The 23,306-nt window shown below is 68.3% G+C and carries 19 protein-coding genes and 1 tRNA gene; 15 read left to right on the top strand and 5 right to left on the bottom strand.

The features are described 5' to 3' along the window. Positions 1-62: 62 nt before the first annotated feature. The 3 genes from ABD912_RS04995 to ABD912_RS04985 are packed head-to-tail and all read right to left on the bottom strand — an operon-like array spanning position 63 to position 1,985. Positions 63-305 (bottom strand): PspC domain-containing protein, encoded by a 243-nt coding sequence (locus ABD912_RS04995; RefSeq protein ID WP_345148926.1) that lies wholly within the window; start codon positions 303-305, stop codon positions 63-65. A 40-nt stretch (positions 306-345) separates the two neighbouring features. Next, positions 346-573: a hypothetical protein gene (locus tag ABD912_RS04990; protein ID WP_345148925.1), complete on the bottom strand. Its 228-nt coding sequence runs from the start codon at positions 571-573 to the stop codon at positions 346-348. Beyond that, a complete protein-coding gene (locus tag ABD912_RS04985) occupies positions 570-1,985 on the bottom strand; it encodes a PspC domain-containing protein (RefSeq protein ID WP_345148924.1) in 1,416 nt (471 codons plus the stop codon). Before ABD912_RS04985 ends, ABD912_RS04990 begins: the two co-directional genes overlap by 4 nt. Before the next feature lie 124 nt (positions 1,986-2,109). Between ABD912_RS04985 and ABD912_RS04980 the strand changes: the two genes are divergently transcribed. From ABD912_RS04980 to ABD912_RS04970, 3 genes are all read left to right on the top strand, one after another. Then, positions 2,110-3,348, top strand: coding sequence for an ATP-binding protein (locus tag ABD912_RS04980; protein ID WP_345148923.1), 1,239 nt, complete (start codon positions 2,110-2,112; stop codon positions 3,346-3,348). Next, entirely contained in the window at positions 3,345-3,992 is a 648-nt protein-coding gene (locus ABD912_RS04975) for a response regulator transcription factor (protein ID WP_345148922.1), read from the top strand. The genes ABD912_RS04980 and ABD912_RS04975 overlap by 4 nt, the downstream gene beginning before the upstream one ends. 150 nt (positions 3,993-4,142) lie before the next feature. Then, complete coding sequence (locus ABD912_RS04970) at positions 4,143-4,967, top strand: endonuclease domain-containing protein (protein ID WP_345148921.1); 825 nt, start codon at positions 4,143-4,145, stop codon at positions 4,965-4,967. A gap of 128 nt (positions 4,968-5,095) precedes the next feature. Here ABD912_RS04970 and ABD912_RS04965 read toward each other — a convergent pair whose 3' ends face one another. Then, complete coding sequence (locus ABD912_RS04965; protein ID WP_345148920.1) at positions 5,096-6,286, bottom strand: pyridoxal phosphate-dependent aminotransferase; 1,191 nt, start codon at positions 6,284-6,286, stop codon at positions 5,096-5,098. A 206-nt stretch (positions 6,287-6,492) separates the two neighbouring features. On the opposite strand from ABD912_RS04965, the gene ABD912_RS04960 reads away from it, so the two are divergent. The 8 genes from ABD912_RS04960 to ABD912_RS04925 all read left to right on the top strand — a co-directional run bounded on the left by ABD912_RS04960 (position 6,493) and on the right by ABD912_RS04925 (position 12,279). Beyond that, positions 6,493-6,565 (top strand) — tRNA-Trp (locus ABD912_RS04960). A 116-nt stretch (positions 6,566-6,681) separates the two neighbouring features. Next, a complete protein-coding gene (gene secE, locus ABD912_RS04955) occupies positions 6,682-6,948 on the top strand; it encodes a preprotein translocase subunit SecE (protein ID WP_345149417.1) in 267 nt (88 codons plus the stop codon). Positions 6,949-7,009: 61 nt separating this feature from the next. Then, entirely contained in the window at positions 7,010-7,780 is a 771-nt protein-coding gene (nusG, locus tag ABD912_RS04950; RefSeq protein WP_345148919.1) for a transcription termination/antitermination protein NusG, read from the top strand. A gap of 124 nt (positions 7,781-7,904) precedes the next feature. Next, positions 7,905-8,336 carry a 50S ribosomal protein L11 gene (rplK, locus tag ABD912_RS04945; protein WP_345148918.1) on the top strand — a complete coding sequence of 144 codons (432 nt, stop codon included), beginning with the start codon at positions 7,905-7,907 and terminating at the stop codon, positions 8,334-8,336. Between the two features lie 140 nt (positions 8,337-8,476). Further along, entirely contained in the window at positions 8,477-9,184 is a 708-nt protein-coding gene (gene rplA / locus ABD912_RS04940) for a 50S ribosomal protein L1 (protein ID WP_345148917.1), read from the top strand. 686 nt (positions 9,185-9,870) lie between these two features. Continuing rightward, positions 9,871-10,440 carry a 50S ribosomal protein L10 gene (rplJ, locus tag ABD912_RS04935; protein ID WP_345148916.1) on the top strand — a complete coding sequence of 190 codons (570 nt, stop codon included), beginning with the start codon at positions 9,871-9,873 and terminating at the stop codon, positions 10,438-10,440. A gap of 63 nt (positions 10,441-10,503) precedes the next feature. Then, the gene (gene rplL, locus ABD912_RS04930; protein ID WP_345148915.1) at positions 10,504-10,881 is read left to right on the top strand and encodes a 50S ribosomal protein L7/L12; all 378 of its coding nucleotides are present in this window, start codon (positions 10,504-10,506) and stop codon (positions 10,879-10,881) included. A gap of 198 nt (positions 10,882-11,079) precedes the next feature. After that, a complete protein-coding gene (locus tag ABD912_RS04925) occupies positions 11,080-12,279 on the top strand; it encodes an acyltransferase family protein (protein ID WP_345148914.1) in 1,200 nt (399 codons plus the stop codon). A 103-nt stretch (positions 12,280-12,382) separates the two neighbouring features. On the opposite strand, the gene ABD912_RS04920 is transcribed toward ABD912_RS04925, so the two are convergent. Next, the gene (locus ABD912_RS04920; RefSeq protein ID WP_345148912.1) at positions 12,383-13,570 is read right to left on the bottom strand and encodes an acetyl-CoA C-acyltransferase; all 1,188 of its coding nucleotides are present in this window, start codon (positions 13,568-13,570) and stop codon (positions 12,383-12,385) included. Between the two features lie 714 nt (positions 13,571-14,284). Here ABD912_RS04920 and rpoB point away from each other — a divergent pair. The 4 genes from rpoB (at position 14,285) to rpsG (ending at position 23,227) form a co-directional block, all read left to right on the top strand. Then, positions 14,285-17,791 (top strand): DNA-directed RNA polymerase subunit beta, encoded by a 3,507-nt coding sequence (gene rpoB / locus ABD912_RS04915; RefSeq protein ID WP_345148910.1) that lies wholly within the window; start codon positions 14,285-14,287, stop codon positions 17,789-17,791. Positions 17,792-17,920: 129 nt separating this feature from the next. Continuing rightward, positions 17,921-21,811: a DNA-directed RNA polymerase subunit beta' gene (locus tag ABD912_RS04910; protein ID WP_345148908.1), complete on the top strand. Its 3,891-nt coding sequence runs from the start codon at positions 17,921-17,923 to the stop codon at positions 21,809-21,811. 571 nt (positions 21,812-22,382) lie between these two features. Further along, on the top strand, positions 22,383-22,757 hold the full coding sequence (rpsL, locus tag ABD912_RS04905; protein ID WP_071894958.1) for a 30S ribosomal protein S12: 375 nt from the start codon (positions 22,383-22,385) through the stop codon (positions 22,755-22,757). Then, entirely contained in the window at positions 22,757-23,227 is a 471-nt protein-coding gene (gene rpsG, locus ABD912_RS04900; RefSeq protein ID WP_149955128.1) for a 30S ribosomal protein S7, read from the top strand. Before rpsL ends, rpsG begins: the two co-directional genes overlap by 1 nt. The last annotated feature ends 79 nt before the right edge of the window (positions 23,228-23,306 follow it).

Below are 23,306 nucleotides of genomic sequence, written 5' to 3'. Positions count from 1 at the left end.
GGGCACGTCACTGGGCCCACCGGTCACGAGTCTAGCCAGTGGGCCCAATGGCGACCAGCAAATCAGCGCTTGCCGATCAGCCGTTCCAGCACGATCGTGCCGTTCTGGTCCGGGATCAGCAGCCACAGCACCAGGTACAGCGGGATGCTGACCACCGGAAGCAGGAACGCCAGCAGCATGCCGATGCGCACCAGCGTCACGTCCCAGCCGAACTTGTCGGCAATGCCGCCGGCAATGCCGGCCACCATGCGCTTGGGGCCCCGGTGAAAGGGGAAGGCGTGGAGTGAATCGAAGAACTTATCCATGGGGTAGAGCCTTTCACGAGGGAGACGGGTGGGGGAACCGTCACCGGCGGCTGCGCCGCCCGGCGGCTATGCCGCCGATGATCATCAGGGCGCCGGCGCCCACCAGCAGTCCGACGGCGACGTACGCCGGGTTGAGCGCGAATCCGTACAGGAGCCCGCCCAGCAGCAGCAGTCCGAGGACCACCACCACGGAGCCGAAGACCAGGGTGCCGACCGGCACCCGGGGGGATTCGGCGTCGTGCGTTTCAGGGGTGGTGTGTTCGCTCATGGGGTGACCTGCGCTTTCGCGGTTTCGACGGTGATGCTGTTGAAGGCGCCGTCGATCTCGACGGTGAGAGTCGGCCCGGTCGCGCCCTCGTTCAGGACGATGTCGCTGGTGCTGCCGATGCCGGACTGGGACTGCTGCCCGTTCTCGGTGGTGACCTCCAGCGAGTAGAAGGCGCCGTCGCCGGTGACGACCACAGGGATGTTGTCCGGGACCAGCACCTCCAGCGAGCTGAAGGCCCCATCCATCTGGACGGTGGTGTCGGAGGTGATGGTGGAGTAGCCGCTGAGGTCTACCGTGCCGTTCGCGAAGACGTTGGTGTAGGAGTTGCCTTGCTGTTCAGTGATCGGCGTGCCCCAGCCCCACTGCGGCTTGTTCAGCGTGGCGCCGGAGGCCAGCACCGTGCAGACCAGCAGGGCGATGGTCAGGCCGGTCAGCGCGCCGCCGGTGGTGTGCCGCAGGGCCGCGGCCACCAGGCCCAGGCCCATGACCACCAGGGCGGCGGCCATGGCGACGGGGACGACGATTCCGGCGAGGGAGACCACGCCCATCACGTGCAGCAGCGCGATCGTCCCGGCCACCAGCACGGCCACGCCGACGACGACGGCCACGCTGTATCCGGGCAGCGGCGGTTCGGGGCGGGGCTGCTTCACGGGCGGCTGTCCGGGACCGGCACCTCCAGCGAGCTGAAAGCTCCGACCTTGATGGTGGGGCTCCTTCGTGGGTGGCTGGTTCGGCGGCCACGGGGCGCCGGTCGCCTGCGGCACCGGAGCGGTGAAGGCGGCCGGGTAGGGCGGACCGGCCGGCGGCAGAGGCTGGCCGACCGGGACGGTGTCGTTGCGGAGTGTGGCGTCGTTCAGGGGCACGGTGTCGTTGAAAGACCCGGTGTCATTGGGGGACGCGGCGCCATTCGGAGGCACGGGGCCGGCCGGGTAGGGCGCCGCGGGGAACGTGGCCCCGGGGTAGGAGCCCCCGTCGTTCCGCTTCTGCCGCGAAACGATGAACCAGATGACGCCGCCGACAACCAGGAGCGTCCACAGGGTGCCGTACCACCAGCCGTCGTTCCAGTGGCCGAACGGGGTGGGGCGGTCGATCAGGCCCAGGAGGAAGAAGACCAGTGCGCCGGACATTCCCGCGGTCCAGCGACCGCGCCCGGCCTCCTGGAGGTGGATGCGGCCGTCCGGCTCGGGCAGCAGCGCCCAGGCAAGCCCGTACAGCAGCAGCCCGGCCCCCGTAAAGACGGCCAGGACAACGACGAGGCCGCGGGCCAGCAGCGGGTCGATCCCGAAGCGTTGGCCCAGCCCCCCGGCGACGCCGCCGATCCAGCGGTCCTGGCTGCGCTGCAAGCCCAGGCCGCGGATCCAGCGGAAGAATCCGTGTTCAACAGGTGGGGGTTCAACAGGTGCGGTGTTCATACCCACCATCGTTCCGCGCGGCGGGGGCCGCCACCATCGGGGTACCCCCTGAGGCGTCCCTGATCCTTCCCGGGGTACCCCGGAAAAAGGCCCCCTGCCTGCCCGGACGTGTTTGGATGGAAGCATGACCGAAACCGCCCACGCCAGGCCGCCCCTGCTGCGCGGGACCCCGCGCGTGCTGGCCGGGGTCTGCGCGGGCCTGGCCGTGCACCTGGGCCTGCCCGTGAAGGTGGTCCGGATCGTGATGGCGGCCTCCGCGCTGCTGGGCGGGGCCGGCGTCCTGCTGTACGTGTGGCTGTGGCTGCTGGTCCCCAGCGTCGAGGACGCCGCCCGCGAGGCGGACCGCGACGCCGCGGGCCGGGCCGGACTGCGCCGCGTGCCGTACGCCGGTCCGGCCGGAAGCGCCCTCGGGGGCAAGGAGATCCTCGTTGGGGCCGTGCTGCTGCTGCTGGCCGGGCTGCTCGCGGCCCAGGCGGCCGGGGTGGACGTGGCCTGGCAGATCCTCTGGCCCGTGCTGGCCGTGCTGGGAGGGGCCATCATCGCGTGGCTCCAGCTGGACACCGTCAGCCGGGAAGGGCTCAGGCGCCGCGCGGGAGCCACGGGCGCCGCCGGCGTCGTCCGGCTGGCGGCCGGACTCGGCCTGGTGGTGGCCGGGCTGGTGGTGCTGGTCTCCGGCGCGGTCGCGTGGGAGGAACTGTGGACCGGGCTGCTCGTGGCGCTGGCCGTCCTGGCCGGGGTGTCCCTGGTGGCGCTGCCGTTCGCGGTGCGCATCTGGCGCGACTTCGTTTCCGAACGCTCCTCCCGGATCCGCGCCGCGGAGCGGGCGGAGATCGCCGCCCACCTGCACGACTCGGTGCTGCAGACCCTGGCCCTGATCCAGAAGCGCGCCGGCGACGAGGCCCAGGTGGTGCGCCTGGCCCGCGCCCAGGAGCGCGAGCTGCGCCAGTGGCTCTACACGGACGAAGCCGCCCCGGAGGGGGAGATCTGCGAGGCCGTCCGTGCCGTGGCGGCGGAGCTGGAGGACAGCCGCGGCGCCGTCATCGACGTCGTCGCGGTCGGTTCCCTGACCGGGCTGCCCGGCCACGACGCGCTCCTGCAGGCCGCCCGGGAAGCCATGCTCAACGCCGTCAAGCACGCCGGCGGCACGGTCTCCGTGTACGTCGAGGCGGGCCCCGCGGGCGTGGACGTCTTCGTCCGCGACCGCGGCCCGGGGTTCGATCCTGACGCCGTAGCCGAGGACCGACTGGGGGTGCGCGAATCCATCGTCGGGCGCATGCGGCGCAACGGGGGCACCGCCACCATCCGCAGCGGCGACGGCACCGAAATCAAGCTGCACATGCCCATGGAAAGGGACACCCCGTGAACGAACCCATCGACGTTGTGGTGGTCGACGACCACGCCATCTTCCGGTCCGGGCTGAAGGCCGACCTGGACGCGCGGATCCGGGTGGTCGGCGAGGCCGCCACCGTGGAGGAGGCGGTGCGGACCGTGCACGAGCTGCGTCCCGCCGTCGTGCTGCTGGACGTGCACCTGCCGGGCGGCCGCGGCGGGGGAGGAGCGGAAGTGATCGCCGGGTGCGGCGGCCTGCTGGGGCAGGTGAGGTTCCTGGCCTTGAGCGTTTCCGACGCCGCCGAGGACGTGGTGTCCGTGATCCGGGCCGGCGCGCGCGGCTACGTGACCAAGTCCGTGTCGGGGCAGGAGATCTCCGACGCCGTCGAGCGCGTGGCCGGCGGGGACGCGGTGTTTTCCCCCCGACTGGCCGGGTTCGTGCTGGACGCGTTCGGCACGCAGGCGGTGAGCTCGAACGACGAACTCGACCTGCTGTCCGCGCGGGAGCTGGAGGTCATGCGGCTGATCGCGCGCGGGTACACCTACCGGGAGGTCGCCAAGGACCTGTTCATTTCGGTGAAGACCGTGGAGACGCACGTGTCCTCGGTGCTGCGCAAGCTGCAGTTGTCCAACCGGCACGAACTCACCCGCTGGGCCGTGGACAGGCGCATCCTCTAGGCCGATCCTGCACTTGCGGTGAAAGGGGTAACCCCTTGGGGCTGCTGTGACGGCGATTTCAGGCCAGACCGGCCGCGAGTGCAGATTCTTGTTGTCCACATTCCCCGCTTGGCCAGCCCAACGCGGTGCCGAAGACCGCACGCTGGGTGAATGAAGTCACGGGATCCGGTGGAAGCCCTGAACAGCCGCGGCGGCGCGGCGCGGGCCGCCGACCTGGCCCGGTTGGGCGTAGGGTCGGCAGCGCTCCAGCGTGCCGTCGCCGAGGGACGGGTCTGGAAGGGCAACCCGGGCGTCTATCTGCTGCCGGGTGTGGACGGGGCACTGCTCCACACCGTGACATGGCGGTCCTCGCTGGCCTGCGTGAGCGCGGCGAAGGAAACGGGCCTGTGGGTCTGGAAGGCGCCGTCCGGAACGCATTTGAGTTCGGCGACAACGTTCGAGTGCCCCGAGGGGATTGTCATGCACCGGACCAAGGCGCGTCACGGATACCTGGTCCCGGACTTGGTGATGCTGCGGCAGGTGATGCGGTGCCTGCCCGAGCCGGAGGCCCTGGTGATCGTCGAGTCGGCGGTGGTGAAGAAGCGGGTGACGCTGGCGGCCTTGCGCGACGACTGCCGGGGTCGGGGCAGCGACGTGACCCGGCGCATCGTACGAAAGGTGGATCCCAAGGCCCAGTCGCCGGCCGAAACCCTGGCCCGGGACGCGCTGCTGCGGGCGGGGTACCGGGTGCGAAGCCAGGTGCCGGTTGCCGGCGTCGGGCACGTGGACCTCGAGGTGGACGGCGTGCTGCTCGTGGAGATCGACGGGCGCACCTACCACTCCGACGCGCGTGATTTCGAGGAGGACCGGCGTCGCGGAAACGCCGCAAGCCTCAAGCGGCGGTTTGTGATGCGGATTCCGGCCCGATGGGTGTTGGAGGATCCGCAGGCCGTGGTCCGTGAGGTGGAAGCCTGGTTCCGGGGGAAGCGATCCTGACGATTCTGCACCCGGTGTGGCAGGAGTCAACTTTTGGTGCTGGAGAGGAGCGTTTCAGCTGCGGATGCGGGGGAAAGTGCAGAATCCCCCGGTGCGTGGCACCGGGGGATTCTGGCCTGAGCAGGCTGCTAGGCCAGCAGCTTCTGGATGCGGCCCACGCCCTCAGCCAGGTCATCGTCGCCCAGCGCGTAGGACAGGCGGAGGAAGCCGGACGGACCGAACGCCTCGCCCGGAACGACGGCGACCTCGACCTTGTCCAGGATCAGCGCCGCCAGTTCGGCGGACGTTTCCGGACGGGCGCCGGCGATCTCGCGGCCCAGCAGCGCACGCACGTCGGCGTAGGCGTAGAAGGCGCCCTCCGGCGTCGGGCAGTAGATGCCCTCGACGGCGTTCAGCCCCTCGACCATGGCGCGGCGGCGGCGGTCGAAGGCCTTCTTCATCTCGTGCACGGCATCCAACGGCCCGGAAACGGCGGCGAGCGCGGCCATCTGGGAGACGTTGGCCACGTTGGAGGTCGCGTGGGACTGCAGGTTGGTGGCGGCCTTGATGACATCGGCCGGGCCGGCCATCCATCCCACGCGCCAGCCGGTCATCGCGTAGGTCTTGGCGACGCCGTTGAGGATGACCACCTTGTCGCCCAGTTCCGGCACAGCGGTGGCGATGGAGGTGAATTCGGCGGTGTCGTAGGTCAGGTGCTCGTAGATCTCGTCCGTGACGACCCAGAGGCCCTTGGAGGCGGCCCACTGGCCGATCTCCTTGACCTGCTCCGGGGAGTAGACCGCGCCGGTGGGGTTGGAGGGGGAGACGAAGAGTAGGACCTTGGTCCGCTCCGTCAGCGCCGCGTCGAGCTGGTCAACGGTGACCTTGTAGCCCTGCTCCGGCCCGGCGAAGACGTCGACCGGCACGCCGCCGGCCAGCCGGATGGCCTCCGGGTAGGTGGTCCAGAACGGCGACGGGACCAGGACCTCGTCGCCCGGATCGAGCAGGGTGGCGAAGGTGTTGTACACGGCCTGCTTGCCGCCGTTGGTCACCAGGACCTGGGACGCCTCGATCGCGTAGCCCGAATCACGCAGCGTCTTTGCGGCGATCGCGGTCTTCAGTTCGGGGAGCCCGGCCGCGGGGGAGTAGCGGTGGAATCGCGGGTCGCGGGCGGCGGCGATGGCGGCCTCGACGATGTAGTCGGGGGTGGGGAAGTCCGGCTCGCCCGCACCGAAGCCGATCACGGGGCGGCCCGCGGCCTTGAGGGCCTTCGCCTTGGCGTCGACGGCGAGGGTGGCGGATTCGGCGATGGAACCGATACGGCGGGAGATGCGTGACATGGCGCTTCCTGGGTAAAGGGGCTGGGCGCTTCCCAGCTTAGCCACGGGCGCGCGCCATGGTCACCTTGTGTCGCGGCTTCTGCGACACACCTTCCGGGGCCCGGTTCGACTTACGGGCCTGATGTGCAGTAGAGTGTTTCCTCGGTGCTGGAAAGCGCCGCGGATGGACCGCGCTCGGTGCGGGACGTCCACGGGCCTTGGCCCGAAGGGTAGTGGCGCAATTGGTAGCGCAGCGGTCTCCAAAACCGCAGGTTGCAGGTTCGAGTCCTGTCTGCCCTGCGCAGTGGCAGCCCCCAGGGGCGGCTCGGCGAAATCCAAGTCACGGTGTGCCGTAGCCCTTGAGGCTGCGGCACACCGTGTTGTTTCAGTACGGTTTGAACGTGAAACGAGGGACAGTGACCGAAACGGCCGCAGGTAGCTCCCAAGGGGCACCCCATCACAAGAAGCAGGCCAAGACCGGTTTCTTTGCGGGCATCGCGCTGTTCTTTCGGCAGATGATTGCCGAGTTGCGCAAGGTCGTCACCCCGACCCGCAGCGAACTGGTCAACTACACGCTCGTGGTGCTCGGTTTCGTGGTCCTGGTCATGCTCATCGTCAGCGCCCTCGACTACGTGTTCGGCAACGGATCGATCCTGATCTTCACGAACCCGACCGAGCAGTAGACCGTCGGGCGTCCGCGCCGCCACAGTTCTGGTGAACCAGTCAAAGAAAGCAGGAACCGCAGTGTCCGAGCAGGAACTCGAACCGCAGGCCAACGACGAGGTCGTTGAGCTGGCCGCCGAGGTCGACGCCGAAGAGGCGTCGGCCGATTCCGTCGTTGAGGACTCCGCCTCCGAGGGCTCCGCCGAGATTGAAGCCGACGCAGCTGAGACCGAAGCCGAGCCTGTCGACCCGGTCGCCGACTTCCAGGCCAAGCTCCGCCGCCAGCCGGGCGACTGGTACGTCATCCACTCCTACGCCGGCTACGAGAACCGCGTGAAGGTGAACCTGGAGACCCGCATCCAGACCCTGGGCATGGAGGATTTCATCTACGAAATCCAGGTGCCCATGGAAGAGGTCGTGGAGATCAAGAACACCACGCGCAAGATCGTCCGCCGCGTGCGCATTCCCGGCTACGTGCTGGTCCGCATGGAGCTGACCGACGCCTCGTGGGGCGCCGTGCGCCACACCCCGGGCGTCACCGGCTTCGTCGGCAACGCCCACGACCCGGTGCCGCTGAGCCTGGACGAGGTCTTCTCCATGCTGGAGCACACGGTCATCGCCGAGGCCACCGCCGCGGAGACCGGCAAGGCGGTCCGCATCCCGATCACCGAAGTCAACATCGACTTCGAGGTCGGCGAATCCGTGATCGTCAACGACGGCCCGTTCGAGACCCTCCCGGCGACGATCTCCGAGATCAAGCCGGAGTCCTCGCAGCTGGTGGTCCTCGTCTCCATCTTCGAGCGCGAGACCCCGGTGACGCTGTCCTTCAGCCAGGTCACCAAGATCCAGTAACACAGTCTTCGTCCCCGCCCGGCCGCTTTACCGGGAGGGGACGATCCGGCCGCCGCGCCACGGCGGCCAACCCCCCGGGCACGCTCCTGTGCATCGGGGAAACGTATGAGTAGAAGGACCCGAAATGGCCCCCAAGAAGAAGGTCACCGGCCTCATCAAGCTGCAGATCCAGGCAGGCGCCGCCAACCCGGCCCCGCCGATCGGTCCGGCGCTTGGTCAGCACGGCGTCAACATCATGGAGTTCTGCAAGGCGTACAACGCCGCGACGGAGGCCCAGCGCGGCAACGTCATCCCGGTGGAGATCACGGTCTACGAAGACCGCTCCTTCACCTTCATCACCAAGACCCCGCCGGCCGCCGAGCTGATCAAGAAGGCCGCGGGCGTCCCGAAGGGCTCCGCCACCCCGCACACCGTCAAGGTCGCCAAGCTGACCCAGGCCCAGGTCGAGGAAATCGCCCAGACCAAGCTTGAGGACCTGAACGCCAACGATCTCGCCGCCGCCGCGAAGATCATCGCCGGCACCGCCCGCTCCATGGGCATCACCGTCGAGGGCTAGTCCCCACCGCCTTTCCAGGCACCCCACCCCATAAACAAAGAACGACGGCGGGACGCACCGTACGCGGGAACCGCGCCGTCGCAGTGGCAGGGTCGAGCGCGACCCATTCGAGACCACGACTGCATAAGGAGAAAACGCAGATGGCAAAGCGCAGCAAAGCATACGAGGCAGCTGTAGCCAAGATCGATGGCGACAAGCTGTACGCACCGGTCGAGGCTATCGAGCTGGCCAAGGAGACCAACCCCTCCAAGATCGACGCCACCATTGAGGTCGCCTTCCGCCTGGGCGTCGACCCGCGCAAGGCCGACCAGATGGTCCGCGGCACGGTGAACCTCCCCAACGGCACGGGCAAGACCGCCCGCGTCCTGGTGTTCGCCAACGGCGACAAGGCCGAGGCCGCGATCGCCGCCGGCGCCGACTTCGTTGGCTCCGACGACCTGATCGAGAAGATCTCCGGCGGCTGGACCGACTTCGACGCGGCCGTCGCCACCCCGGACCTGATGGGCAAGGTCGGACGCCTGGGCAAGATCCTCGGCCCGCGCAACCTGATGCCGAACCCGAAGGTCGGCACCGTGACCATGGATGTCGCCAAGGCCGTCAACGACATCAAGGGCGGCAAGATCGACTTCCGCGTCGACAAGCACTCCAACCTGCACTTCATCATCGGCAAGACCTCGTTCGACGCCACCAAGCTGGCCGAGAACTACGCCGCCGCCCTCGAAGAGGTGCTGCGCCTGAAGCCGTCCGCTTCCAAGGGCCGCTACATCCAGAAGGCCACCCTGGCCACCACGTTCGGCCCGGGCATCCCGCTTGACCCGAACGTCACCAAGGTCGTCATCGAGGCCTAGTCCCCGGGACCTTGGGGCCCGTCCGGCATCCGCCGGGCGGGCCCTTTTCCGTCAGCGCGAAAAGTTTTCCAATTCCGTAACGCACGGGGAGGAATGTGCTGGAGGTGAGGTGCCCGGACCTGCTACGCTTTAGCCGTTGGCGCTTCGACAGGCCGGCAGGCGCTTAGCGCCACCATGTCGGTTTGGTCCCCCAAGCCCTCCGGCATGGAAGAGTCACGGTGCGTTCCCCCAAGCCGCACCGTGGCGAATTGGATCGGGCCGTTCCCCGCCGTCCCCCAAGTGGCGGGGAACGGCCCGCATCTGTGCCGGGCCCATCTGCACCCGGCATGTCCGAAGTGGGTGCAGGCCCCACGTCTGGCCCCGAAGTTCGTGCGCGGTCCGCCGCGCTTTTTTTGTGCCCCCGGACCCGTCGGCGGCGCCGATTTGGCCCGCGTCCGGGCCCCGGGGTATGGTTAAGGCACCAAAGACCGTCGGTCGATGATTCTCCCTGTGCTTGCACCGGGTGGATGATCCGAAAGTTCCTCGCAGAGGACGGCCAGCGCAGGTGAACGAACTTATCCTTCAGGGCCGTTTTGCGGCCCGGGCGAGGACGAAGCCCCGTGCATCTGCGCGGGGCGTTTTTTATGTGGCCCCAGGGCCGGGGAACCGGAACGACCGGCACCGAACAATTCCCCGGAAGGAGGGTTATGGCAACGCCGAACAAGGTTTCCGCTGTCGCTGAAATCACCGCCGACTTCAAGGAGTCGTCCGCCGCTGTCCTGACCGAATACCGTGGGCTTTCCGTTGCACAGCTCAAGGAACTGCGCCGCTCGCTTGGTCTCGAGACCAAGTACGCGGTCGTGAAGAACACCCTGACTGGTATTGCAGCCAAGGAAGCGGGCATCGACGCGTTCGATGGCCAGCTTGCCGGCCCGACCGCCATCGCCTTCATCAAGGGTGACGCGGTTGCAGCTGCCAAGAGCCTCACGGATTTCGCTAAGGCCAACAAGGAACTCATCATCAAGACGGGCTACTTCGAGGGCAAGGCCCTTGACGCAGCCGAGGTTGCCGCACTGGCTGCCCTCGAGTCCCGCGAGTTCCAGCTGGCCCGCGTGGCTGGCGTCCTGAAGGCCCCGGCTTCCGCCGCGGTCCGCACCATCGACGCGCTGCGCCTGAAGCTCGAGGAGAACGGTGGCGCTGCCCCGGTTTCCGCCGAGGCCCCGGCCGCAGAGGCCGAGGAAGCTCCGGCTGCCGAAGCCGCCACCGAAGAAGCCTAGAGCTCCTTCACCCCACCCCCTTCTTGCGGCGCCGCGGCGCCGCCTCACCGAAAGGACGCCACCATGGCGAAGCTCACCACTGAAGAGCTGCTTGAAGCTTTCAAGGAAATGACCATCATCGAGCTCTCCGAGTTCGTCAAGACCTTCGAGGAGACCTTCGAGGTCACCGCCGCTGCCGTCGCCGTTGCAGGCCCGGCTGGCGGTGCCGGCGAAGCCGCTGCCGAAGAGAAGACCGACTTCGACGTTATCCTTGAGGCTGCCGGCGACAAGAAGATCGCCGTCATCAAGGAAGTTCGCGCCCTGACCTCCCTGGGTCTGAAGGAAGCCAAGGACCTGGTCGACGCCGCTCCGAAGGCTGTCCTGGAAGGCGCCAACAAGGAGACCGCCGAGAAGGCCAAGGAAGTCCTCGAGGCTGCCGGCGCCACGGTCACCCTCAAGTAGGTTTTCCGCCTCTTCGTCGAAGGCCCCGTCCACCGTTCGGTGGGCGGGGCCTTTGCGTTGCCCCTGTTGCTGCGGGTACAACAGTCGCGGCCTGACTGGGCCGATTTGCGGCGGAGCGGGAAGATGCGGTGCAATGGAAGGTAACGAATCCGTAACACCACGCGTGTCTTGGGACAGGAGCGTCCTGAAGGGAGCCGCATGACCACGACCACCGCGCCGGCGCAGCGAGTTGCGAGCCCGGCGGCGATCCCGGCCGTGGCCAGGCCGCCGCGTCTGGCCCTGTTGGACGGACTGCGGCTGGTGGCCGCCGTCGCCGTCGTCCTGTTCCACTGGACCGCCTGGCACCACGGGCACTGGGGGAGCGGCACCGCCCGCGAGGCGTGGCCGGTGCTGTCGCGGCTGAGCGTGTTCGGCAACATGGGCGTGCAGCTGTTCTTCATTATCAGCGGCTTCGTCATCCTCCTCTCCAGCTACGGCAAGACGCCGGCGCGGTTCATCGGATCGCGCATCGGCCGGCTGTACCCGGCCTACTGGGCGGCCGTGCTGCTGACCGGCGCGCTGGTGCTGTTCTTCTGGCCGGAGACGGGCGTCCGCCTCAGCATCTCCGACTGGGCCATGAACCTGACCATGTTCCAGCAGGGCTTCGGCGTCCCGCACGTCGACGGCGTCTACTGGACGCTGTGGGCCGAGATGCGCTTCTACGGCTGGATCCTCGCGCTGATGCTGCTCGGCTTGCTCACCCCCGGGCGCCTGGTGGCCTTCGCCGCCCTGTGGCCCACGCTGGGCCTGTTCGAGCCGCTGATCACGGCGGCGGCGGGCGGGAACTGGGCGGAACAGGTCCTGATCCCCGAGCATTCCCCGCTCTTCGCCGGCGGCATGGCGCTGTTCCTGATCTACCGGTTCGGGCACACTCCGCTGCGCTGGGCGGTGCTGCTCTACAACGTCGTCCTCGCCGCCCACCACACCGGCGCCACGGGCAGCCGCGAAGCCCTCGAACTGGTCGGCTACCAGGTGCCCGAGCAGGCCTACTGGGGCATCGTGGCCGGCCTCTTCGCCGTGGTGGCGGCCCTGTCCCTGACCCCGCTGCGTTCGGTGAGCCTGCCCGGCATGGCCCTGGCCGGGGCGCTGACCTATCCCGTCTACCTGCTCCACGAGATCTGGGGCTGGTGGCTCATCTCGGTGCTGAGCCCGGTGCTCCCGCGTCCGGTGGTGCTCGTCCTGGCGCTGGCGGTGGTCTTCGCCGCGGCGTACCTGGTGAACCGGCATCTCGAACAGCGCTTCGGCCCGGCGCTGGGCCGGTGGGCCAGCCGCAGCGTGGAGGCGGCGGGCCGGCTGGCCGGCAGCGCGGTGCGCAGCGCCGGGCGCCGGCCGGAGCGGGTGGCCCCCGACCGCACCTGACGGACGGACCGCACCTGTGGCGGGAAATCCCAGTACGACGGCGGCCGGCCCCCTCGGGGGACCGGCCGCCGTCGTGCGTGGCGCGTGCTTGCGCCTGTTCGGCCTACTCGCGGAACAGGAGCAGGGCCTCGCCCTGTCCGCCGCCGCCGCACAGGCTGACGGCTGCCCTGCCGGCGCCGCGCCGGTCCAGTTCCAGCGCCGCGTGCAGGGCCAGTCGCGCGCCCGACGCGCCAATCGGGTGCCCCAGCGCGATCGCGCCGCCGTGGATGTTGGTCCGATCCAGCGGATAGCCCAGGTCCTTCAGGGACTGCACCGCGACGGCGCCGAAGGCCTCGTTGATCTCGATGAAATCCAGTTCCCCGACGGCCCAGCCGGCCTTGTCCAGCGCGGCCTCGATGGCGCGCGAGGGCTGCGAGTGCAGGGACGTGTCGGGGCCGGCCACCTGGCCGGCCGCACCCACGGTGGCCAGGATGCGCAGCCCGTGGGTTTCGGCGTAGGTGCGGGAGACGACCACCAGGGCCGCGGCCCCGTCGGAGAGCGGGGAGGAGTTGCCGGCGGTGATGGTTCCCTCGGCCGCGAAGGCCGGACGCAGGCCCGCGAGGGTTTCCGCAGTGGTGTCCGGCCGTACGCCCTCGTCGGCGGCCACGGTGGCGGTGCCGCGGCGCTGGGGGACGTCCACGGGGACGATCTCCGCGTCGAAGACGCCGTCCCGCTGGGCCGCCGCGGCGCGCTGGTGCGACGCGGCGGCGACCTCGTCCTGCGCCTGCCGGTCAATGCCGAGGACCGCGTTGCGGGCCTCGGTGGAGGCGCCCATGGACTGGCCGTCGAACGCATCGGTCAGCCCGTCGCGCGCCAGCGAGTCGGCCGCCGGGACATCGCCGTACGTCCAGCCCTGGCGGGACCCGGGGAGCAGGTGCGGGGCCAGGCTCATGGATTCCTGGCCACCGGCGACCACCACCTCCGCCTCGCCCAGGCGGATCTGCCGGGCGGCGTCGGTCACGGCGGCCAGCCCGGACAGGCAGACCTTGTTCACGGTCACCGTGGGCACGTCCCATCCGATGCCGGCGGCGATGGCCGCCTGCCGCGCGGGGTTCTGCCCACACCCGGCCTGCACCACGTGGCCCATCACGACGGCGTCGACATCCTCCGCGGGCACGCCGGCCCGGGCGAGGGCGCCGGCGATCGCGGCCCCGCCCAGCGCGGCGGCGGGAAGCGGGGCCAAGGCCCCGTTCAGGCGGGCGAACGGGGTGCGGGCCCCGCCAACGATCACGGCATCACGGGATGAAGGCACTGGGTCACTCCTGGGACGGTCAAATGCGGGACGGTCGAACGGTTGCTGCCAGTCTAGTTGCCGCCAGTGGAGGACGTGGTGCCGATCACAGGGGAAAGGGCGGGTTGCGCGCCGGCGCCGGGAGCGTTTGAGGGAGGGTGGACGCGGCAAGTTCACAAATTTTTACAAAAATTCTTGTAATTTCACTGTCGAGATGGCTATCGGACGGCGATGTCCCGTGGTTAGAGTGACGGCAACGGTCCCGCCGGGGGGTGGGGCCAGCACCAAACCGCTACACCAGTCCGCAGCACCACGGGCGTCGGGGAGTCGTTGGGGGGCCCCGAAACCGGAGGGAACGCGGAGGGGCCGCCACGGCGGCAGGCCGGCCAGGAGGCGCGCGGGGCGAAGGGGGATTTTCGCCGCCGCGCCGAGGCTGGCCGCGGGGGAACGGCGGTGCGGGGCTGCGTGCCGGAGCGGCTCGCGACTGCCGGGGGGGCAGTGGCGGGGCATGGCCGGCCAGCCCCGCCCGGCCGGCCCGAAAGGGGCGGGGAAAATGCTATCTTGCCGGATCGCCATTCGACATGGTAAGAGCCGAGGTGTAGGATAGAGCTTTGCGTCTTCCCTCTTAACCTTCGGCCTTCATATAGCGGTGGGCTTGCTCCAATGGTTGGATTCCGGCTTGTGCCGGGCGGGGGATGGGCGCCGGAAACCTGACGGTCTGTGGAAGGATCCATCTTGGTCGCCTCGAGCACCTCTAACAATGAAACCGCTAGCTCGGCCCGTAGCGCGGAAGCCGCCGGCCGACTCTCATTCGCTAAGATTCACGAACCCTTGGATGTGCCCAATCTGCTGGCGCTGCAGACGGAGAGCTTTGACTGGCTCGTCGGCAACCAGCGCTGGAAGGCGCGTGTGGAGCAGGCCCGCGCCGAAGGCATCCAGGGCGTAGCGAACGTCTCCGGTCTGGCCGAGATCTTCGAAGAGATCTCCCCGATCGAGGACTTCCAGGGCACCATGTCCCTGAGCTTCTCCGAGCCGGAGTTTGCCGATCCCAAGTACACCATGGCCGAGTGCAAGGACCGCGACGCAACCTACGCGGCGCCGCTGTACGTCAAGGCCGAGTTCATGAACAACAACACGGGCGAGATCAAGCAGCAGACCGTGTTCATGGGCGACTTCCCGCTGATGACCGACAAGGGCACGTTCATCATCAACGGCACCGAGCGTGTCGTCGTGTCCCAGCTCGTCCGCTCCCCGGGCGCCTACTTCGAGCGCACTCCGGACAAGACCAGCGACAAGGACATCTTCACCGCGAAGATCATCCCCTCGCGCGGCGCCTGGTTCGAGCTCGAGATCGACAAGCGCGACCAGGTCGGTGTGCGCCTCGACCGCAAGCGCAAGCAGTCCGTCACCGTGCTGCTGAAGGCCCTGGGCTGGACCGAGGGACGCATCCTCGAGGAGTTCGGCAACTACGACTCCATCCGCGCCACCCTGGAGAAGGACACCACCGACTCCCAGGAAGAGGCGCTGCTGGACATCTACCGCAAGCTGCGCCCGGGAGAGCCGCCGACGGTCGAAGCCGCGCAGGCCCTGCTGGACAACCTGTACTTCAACGCCAAGCGCTACGACCTCGCCAAGGTCGGCCGCTACAAGATCAACCGCAAGCTCGGCGTCGACAAGTCCCTGGACTCCACCGACGCCTCGGTGCTGAACATCGACGACATCGTCGCGATGATCAAGTTCCTCGTCGCGCTGCACGCCGGCGAGCGGACCGTCCCGGGCAAGCGCGACGGCGCGGACCTTGACATCCGTGTCGAGATCGACGACATCGACCACTTCGGCAACCGCCGCATCCGTGCGGTCGGCGAGCTGATCGAGAACCAGGTCCGCACCGGCCTGTCCCGCATGGAGCGCGTCGTGCGCGAGCGCATGACCACCCAGGACGTCGAGGCCATCACGCCGCAGACCCTGATCAACATCCGCCCCGTCGTGGCCGCGATCAAGGAGTTCTTCGGAACCTCCCAGCTGTCGCAGTTCATGGACCAGAACAACCCGCTGGCCGGCCTGACGCACAAGCGCCGCCTGTCCGCGCTGGGCCCGGGCGGCCTGTCCCGCGACCGCGCCGGCATGGAAGTCCGTGACGTCCACCCGTCGCACTACGGCCGTATGTGCCCCATCGAAACCCCTGAAGGCCCGAACATCGGCCTCATCGGCTCGCTGGCGACCTACGGGCGCATCAACGCGTTCGGCTTCATCGAAACCCCGTACCGCAAGGTCGTGGACGGCCGCGTCACCACGCAGGTCGACTACCTCACCGCGGACGAGGAACTCGAGTGCGTCATCGCCCAGGCGAACGCGCCCATGAACGACGACCAGAGCTTCGTCGAGGACCTGGTCCTCTGCCGCGAGCGTGGCGGCGGCGGCGAGCCGGTGCTCGTCGAGCCGTCCGTGATCGACTACATGGACGTCTCCCCGCGCCAGATGGTGTCCGCCGCGACCGCGCTGATCCCGTTCCTGGAGCACGACGACGCCAACCGCGCCCTCATGGGTGCGAACATGCAGCGCCAGGCCGTGCCGCTGCTGGCCTCCGAGGCGCCGCTGGTCGGCACCGGCATGGAGAAGTACGTGGCCGTCGACGCCGGCGACTCCGTCACCGCGCAGCAGCCGGGCGTCGTCACCGAGGTCTCCGCGGACCTGGTCACCGTCATGAACGACGACGGCACCGAGCACGCGTACCCGATCATGAAGTTCGCGCGCTCCAACCAGGGCAACGCCTACAACCAGCGCGTCCGCGTGTCCGAAGGCGACCGCGTTGAGCACAACGCGATCATCGCCGACGGTCCGTCCACGGACAAGGGCGAGCTGGCGCTGGGCAAGAACCTGCTGGTCGCGTTCATGTCCTGGGAAGGCCACAACTTCGAGGACGCCATCATCCTGAGCCAGCGCATGGTCTCGGACGACGTCCTGACCTCGATCCACATCGAGGAGCACGAGGTCGACGCCCGCGACACCAAGCTGGGCGCCGAGGAGATCACCCGGGACATCCCGAACGTCTCCGAGGAGATCCTGGCCCAGCTGGACGAGCGTGGCATCATCCACATCGGTGCCGAGGTCGAGGCCGGCGACATCCTGGTCGGCCGCGTCACCCCGAAGGGCGAGACCGAGCTGACCCCGGAGGAGCGCCTGCTGCGCGCCATCTTCGGCGAGAAGTCCCGCGAAGTCCGCGACACCTCCCTGAAGGTGCCCCACGGCGAGTCCGGCACCGTCATCGGCGTGCGCATCTTCGACCGCGACAACGACGACGAGCTGCCCCCGGGCGTCAACCAGCTGGTCCGCGTCTACGTGGCCCAGAAGCGCAAGATCACCGACGGCGACAAGCTCGCCGGCCGCCACGGCAACAAGGGCGTCATCTCCAAGATCCTTCCGATCGAGGACATGCCGTTCCTCGAGGACGGCACCCCGGTGGACGTCGTCCTGAACCCGCTGGGTGTTCCGGGCCGCATGAACGTCGGCCAGGTCCTGGAGATCCACCTGGGCTGGGCCGCCAAGCAGGGCTGGAAGATCGAGGGCGAGCCGGAGTGGGTCAAGGACCTGCCGAACCTGCCCCGCGAGTCCGGCCCGACGACGGTCGCCACCCCGGTGTTCGACGGCGCCCACGAGGACGAGATCCGCGGGCTGCTGGACCACACCGCGCTCACCCGCGACGGCCAGCGCCTGATCGGCAACTCCGGAAAGGCCCGCATGTTCGACGGCCGCTCCGGCGAGCCGTTCCCGGACCCGATCTCGGTCGGCTACATGTACATCCTGAAGCTGCACCACCTGGTGGACGACAAGATCCACGCCCGCTCCACCGGACCGTACTCCATGATCACCCAGCAGCCGCTGGGCGGTAAGGCGCAGTTCGGCGGCCAGCGCTTCGGCGAAATGGAAGTGTGGGCCCTGGAGGCCTACGGCGCCGCGTACACCCTGCAGGAACTGCTGACCATCAAGTCCGACGACATCCACGGCCGCGTGAAGGTCTACGAGGCGATCGTCAAGGGCGAGAACATCCCGGAGCCGGGTGTTCCCGAGTCCTTCAAGGTCCTCATCAAGGAAATGCAGTCGCTCTGCCTGAACGTGGAAGTGCTCTCCACGGACGGCACGACCATCGAAATGCGGGACTCGGACGAAGAAGTCTTCCGGGCCGCGGAGGAACTGGGCATCGACCTGTCCCGGGCGGAGCCGAGCTCCGTCGAGGAAGTCTAGCCAGCGGCAGGCGGGCGCCCGGCATGGCCGCCGGGCACCCGCCGTCGTACCGGTTTTTCCCGATCCACCGGCGGTCCAGGACCGCCGACGAACAAGACTTCAGAGAACAAAGAGAGAGACAGGGACCATATGTCCAGCGAATCCTCCTTCGGCCTCATGCGTATCGGCCTCGCCACCGCGGAAGAAATCCGCGGCTGGAGCTTCGGCGAGGTCAAGAAGCCGGAAACCATCAACTACCGCACCCTCAAGCCCGAGAAGGACGGCCTCTTCTGCGAGAAGATCTTCGGCCCCTCCCGGGACTGGGAGTGCTACTGCGGCAAGTACAAGCGCGTCCGCTTCAAGGGCATCATCTGTGAGCGCTGCGGCGTCGAGGTGACCCGCGCCAAGGTGCGCCGCGAGCGGATGGGCCACATTGAGCTCGCCGCCCCGGTGACCCACATCTGGTACTTCAAGGGCGTTCCGTCCCGCCTGGGCTACCTGCTTGACCTTGCCCCGAAGGACCTCGAGAAGGTCATCTACTTCGCCGCGTACATGATCACCTCGGTCGACGACGAGCGCCGCCACGCGGAGCTGCCGAACCTGCAGGCCCAGCACGACCTCGAGCGCAAGCGCCTCGTGGACACCCGCGACTCCGACATCGCCGCGATCGCCCGCGAACTCGAGTCCGAGCTGGCCAGGCTTGAGGGCGAGGGCGCCAAGGCCGCCGAGAAGAAGAAGATCCGCGACCTGGCCGACAAGTCGATGGCCCAGGTGCGCAAGCGCGCCGACGCCTCCATCGAGCGCCTCGAGCAGGTCTGGGACCGCTTCAAGAACCTCAAGGTCGCCGACCTCGAGGGCGACGAGGGCCTGTTCCGCCAGCTGCGCGAGAAGTACGGACTGTTCTTCGAGGGCCACATGGGCGCCGAAGCCATCAAGAAGCGCCTCGAGGGCTTCGACATGGAAGCCGAAGCCGAGCTGCTGCGCGACATCATCAAGAACGGCAAGGGCCAGCGCAAGACCCGCGCGCTCAAGCGCCTGAAGGTCGTCAACGCGTTCCTGACCACGACCAACTCCCCGCTGGGCATGGTGCTGGACGCCGTCCCGGTGATCCCGCCGGAGCTGCGCCCGATGGTCCAGCTGGACGGTGGCCGCTTCGCGACCTCCGACCTGAACGACCTGTACCGCCGCGTGATCAACCGCAACAACCGCCTCAAGCGCCTGCTTGACCTGGGTGCGCCGGAGATCATCGTCAACAACGAGAAGCGCATGCTTCAGGAGGCCGTCGACTCGCTGTTCGACAACGGCCGCCGCGGCCGTCCGGTCACCGGTCCGGGCAACCGCCCGCTGAAGTCGCTCTCCGACATGCTCAAGGGCAAGCAGGGCCGCTTCCGCCAGAACCTGCTCGGCAAGCGCGTCGACTACTCGGGCCGTTCGGTCATCGTCGTCGGCCCGCAGCTGAAGCTGCACCAGTGCGGCCTGCCCAAGCAGATGGCCCTGGAGCTGTTCAAGCCGTTCGTGATGAAGCGTCTCGTGGACCTGAACCACGCGCAGAACATCAAGAGCGCCAAGCGCATGGTCGAACGCTACCGCCCGCAGGTCTGGGACGTGCTCGAGGAGATCATCACCGAACACCCGGTGCTGCTCAACCGTGCACCCACCCTGCACCGCCTGGGCATCCAGGCGTTCGAGCCGCAGCTGGTTGAGGGCAAGGCCCTGCAGCTGCACCCGCTCGTGTGTGCCGCGTTCAACGCCGACTTCGACGGCGACCAGATGGCAGTGCACCTGCCGCTGAGCCCGGAGGCCCAGGCCGAGGCCCGCATCCTGATGCTGTCCTCGCACAACATCCTGAAGCCCTCCGACGGCCGTCCGGTCGCCCTGCCGTCGCAGGACATGATCATCGGCCTGCACCACCTCACCACCAAGCGTCCCGGTGAGAAGGGCGAGGGCCGCGTGTTCTCCTCCCCGTCCGAGGCCATCATGGCCCTGGACGCGGGCGAGCTGCACCTGAACGCCGTCGTGAAGATCCGCGTGGAGAAGTTCATCCCGTCCGCCGAGCAGCCCGCTCCGGAGGGCTGGGAGGAAGGCACCCCGGCGCTGATCGAGACCTCCCTCGGGCAGGTCCTGTTCAACGACACCCTGCCCGTGGACTACCCGTGGGTCGAGGACGTTGCCGGCAAGGACAAGCTCTCGGAGATCGTCAACGACCTCGCCGAGCGCTACCCGAAGATCGTCACCGCTGCCACCCTGGACAACCTGAAGGACGCCGGCTTCCGCTGGGCGACCCGCTCGGGCGTCACCGTGGCCATCTCCGACATCACGTCGAACATGGACAAGGCCGCGATCCTGGAGCCCTACGAGGCCCAGGCGCTGAAGGTCCAGCAGCAGTACGACAAGGGCCTCATCGCGGACAACGAGCGCCGCACCGAGCTGATCGACATCTGGACCAAGGCCACCGACGAGGTTGCCGAGGCCATGAAGAACGGCATGGAGCGCCTGAACACCATCAACCGCATGGTGACCTCGAAGGCCCGTGGTAACTGGCTGCAACTGCGCCAGATCGCCGGTATCCGTGGCCTGGTGTCCAACCCGAAGGGCGAGATCATCCCGCGCCCGATCAAGTCCTCCTACCGTGAGGGCCTGTCGGTGCTGGAGTACTTCATCGCAACCCACGGCGCCCGTAAGGGCCTCGCGGACACCGCGCTGAAGACCGCCAACTCGGGTTACCTGACCCGTCGCCTGGTGGACGTCTCCCAGGACGTCATCGTCCGCGAGCAGGACTGCGGCACCGAGCGCGGCCTGACTGTGCCGATCGTCGCGATCGACGAGCTGGGCACCGTGCGCAAGCACGAGACCGTGGAGAACTCCGCGTACACCCGCACCCTGGCCGTCGACGTCGTCGACGAGGCCGGGAACGTGCTGGCCCCGGCCGGTTCCGACGTGGGCGACGTGCTCATCGAGGAGCTGTTCCAGGCCGGTGTGCAGGAGATCAAGGTCCGCTCCGTGCTGACCTGCGAGTCGGTCGTCGGCACCTGCGCGCTCTGCTACGGCCGCTCGCTGGCCTCCGGCAAGACGGTGGACATCGGCGAGGCCGTCGGCATCATCGCCGCGCAGTCCATCGGCGAGCCGGGTACCCAGCTGACCATGCGTACCTTCCACACCGGTGGCGTGGCCTCCGCGGAAGACATCACCCAGGGTCTGCCCCGTATCCAGGAGCTCTTCGAGGCCCGTACCCCCAAGGGTGTGGCCCCGATCTCCGAGGTCGCCGGACGCGTCACCATCGAGGACAGCGAGAAGCAGCTGCGGATCGTCATCATCCCCGATGACGGCACCGAAGAGATCGCCTACCCGGTGCTGCGCCGTGCGCGCCTGCTGGTCGTCGACGGCGACCATGTCACGGTCGGCCAGCAGCTGGTCTCCGGTGCGATCGACCCGAAGCAGGTGCTGCGTGTTCTTGGCCCGCGCGAGGCCCAGAAGTTCCTGGTCCGCGAGGTCCAGAACGTGTACCAGTCCCAGGGTGTGGGCATCCACGACAAGCACGTGGAGGTCATCGTCCGCCAGATGCTGCGCCGCATCACGGTCATCGAGTCCGGCGAAACGGACCTGCTGCCGGGCGAGCTGGCCGAGCGCAGCCGCTTCCAGAACGAGAACCGCAAGGCCGTCTCCGAAGGCAAGCAGCCGGCGTCGGGCCGTGACGAGCTCATGGGCATCACCAAGGCCTCGCTGGCCACGGATTCCTGGCTCTCCGCCGCGTCCTTCCAGGAGACCACCCGCGTCCTGACGCAGGCGGCCATGGAGGGCAAGTCCGATCCGCTGCTGGGCCTGAAGGAGAACGTGATCATCGGTAAGCTGATCCCGGCCGGCACCGGCCTGGACCGCTACACCCAGGTCTCGGTGGAGCCGACGGAGGAGGCCAAGGCCAACCTGTTCACGGGTCCGAGCGCCTTCACCGGGTTCGACTACGACGGCCTGGAGCCCGGCTCCGCGCCGGAGTTCCACGCCATCCCGATGGATGACTACGATCTGGGCAACGACTTCCGCTAAACCGGAAGGCGAACGTCGCGGCCGGACCCCGTCCGGCTGAACGTCCCTCCGCGGGGCGGCCGGCACCGATTGGTGCCGGCCGCCCCGCGGCGTTTAACCCCTCCCCGAAAAGTGACGCGAAAGTGCGGGTGCGCCAGCGAATCCTGACGTCTTTGTGCGGGTGCAGCGCACAATTCTGGCGCGTGCTCGGAGCAAAATGGCGCGGCTGCTGGCCGGAGCGAGCAGGATTCGCTCCGGTACTCGCGCTTACGCGTCAGGATTCCTCGCAATACCCGCACTTGCGCGTCACTTTTCGTGGGGGAGAGCGGGGAGTGGGCCGGCCACGGCGGGAGAGCGGGCGGGGACCCGCGTCATTAAGCGCTGTGCCGGCGTGATAGACTAAATGCAATTGTTTTATGTGTGGCAAATGGACACGGTCCGGGTTGCGGGGAACTTGCGCAACAGATGCCACACTTTTGCACGCCTACGGTCGAATCCGCGGAGGGTGCGATGAAACGACCAAAAGCGCAGCGCCGCTCGCCAGCACGTGGGCCGGGGGCGCGGCAGAACCAAGAAACCGGAGGACACGAAAGTGCCTACTATTCAGCAGCTGGTCCGTAAGGGCCGCTCGCCGAAGGTCAACAAGACCAAGGCTCCCGCCCTCAAGGGCAACCCGATGCGTCGCGGCGTGTGCACCCGCGTGTACACCACGACCCCGAAGAAGCCGAACTCCGCGCTCCGCAAGGTCGCTCGCGTCCGCCTCGCCGGCGGCATCGAGGTCACCGCGTACATCCCGGGTGTTGGCCACAACCTGCAGGAGCACTCCATCGTGCTCGTCCGCGGCGGCCGCGTGAAGGACCTTCCGGGTGTCCGTTACAAGATCGTCCGTGGCGCCCTTGATACCCAGGGTGTGAAGAACCGCCAGCAGGCCCGCTCCCGCTACGGCGCCAAGAAGGAGAAGAAGTAATGCCTCGTAAGGGTCCTGCGCCGAAGCGCCCCCTCGTTTCCGATCCGGTCTACGGGTCTCCGATGGTCACCCAGCTGATCAACAAGGTCCTGCTGGATGGCAAGAAGTCCACCGCCGAGCGCATCGTTTACGGCGCGCTTGAGGGTGCCCAGGCCAAGAACGGTGCCGACCCGGTCGTCACCCTGAAGAAGGCCATGGACAACATCCGTCCGGCCCTCGAGGTCCGCTCCCGCCGCGTCGGCGGCGCCACCTACCAGGTGCCGGTCGAGGTCAAGCCGGGTCGCGCCACCGCGCTGGCCCTGCGCTGGCTGGTCGGCTACTCCAAGGCCCGCCGCGAGAAGACGATGATCGAGCGTCTCATGAACGAGATCCTCGACGCCTCGAACGGTCTGGGTGCCGCTGTGAAGCGCCGCGAAGACACGCACAAGATGGCCGAGTCCAACAAGGCCTTCGCCCACTACCGCTGGTAAAAGGCACTTAGGGCACGACGGCGGTTGCGGCACCTCGGTGCCGCCTCCGCCGTCGTCCCGGCAACCACAGATTTTAGGG

This window comes from Arthrobacter ginkgonis, from assembly GCF_039540195.1.
Taxonomy (GTDB): domain Bacteria; phylum Actinomycetota; class Actinomycetes; order Actinomycetales; family Micrococcaceae; genus Zafaria; species Zafaria ginkgonis.
The sequence above is the reverse complement of the archived record's forward strand: the minus strand, read 5'-3'. Positions and strand labels throughout refer to the sequence as shown.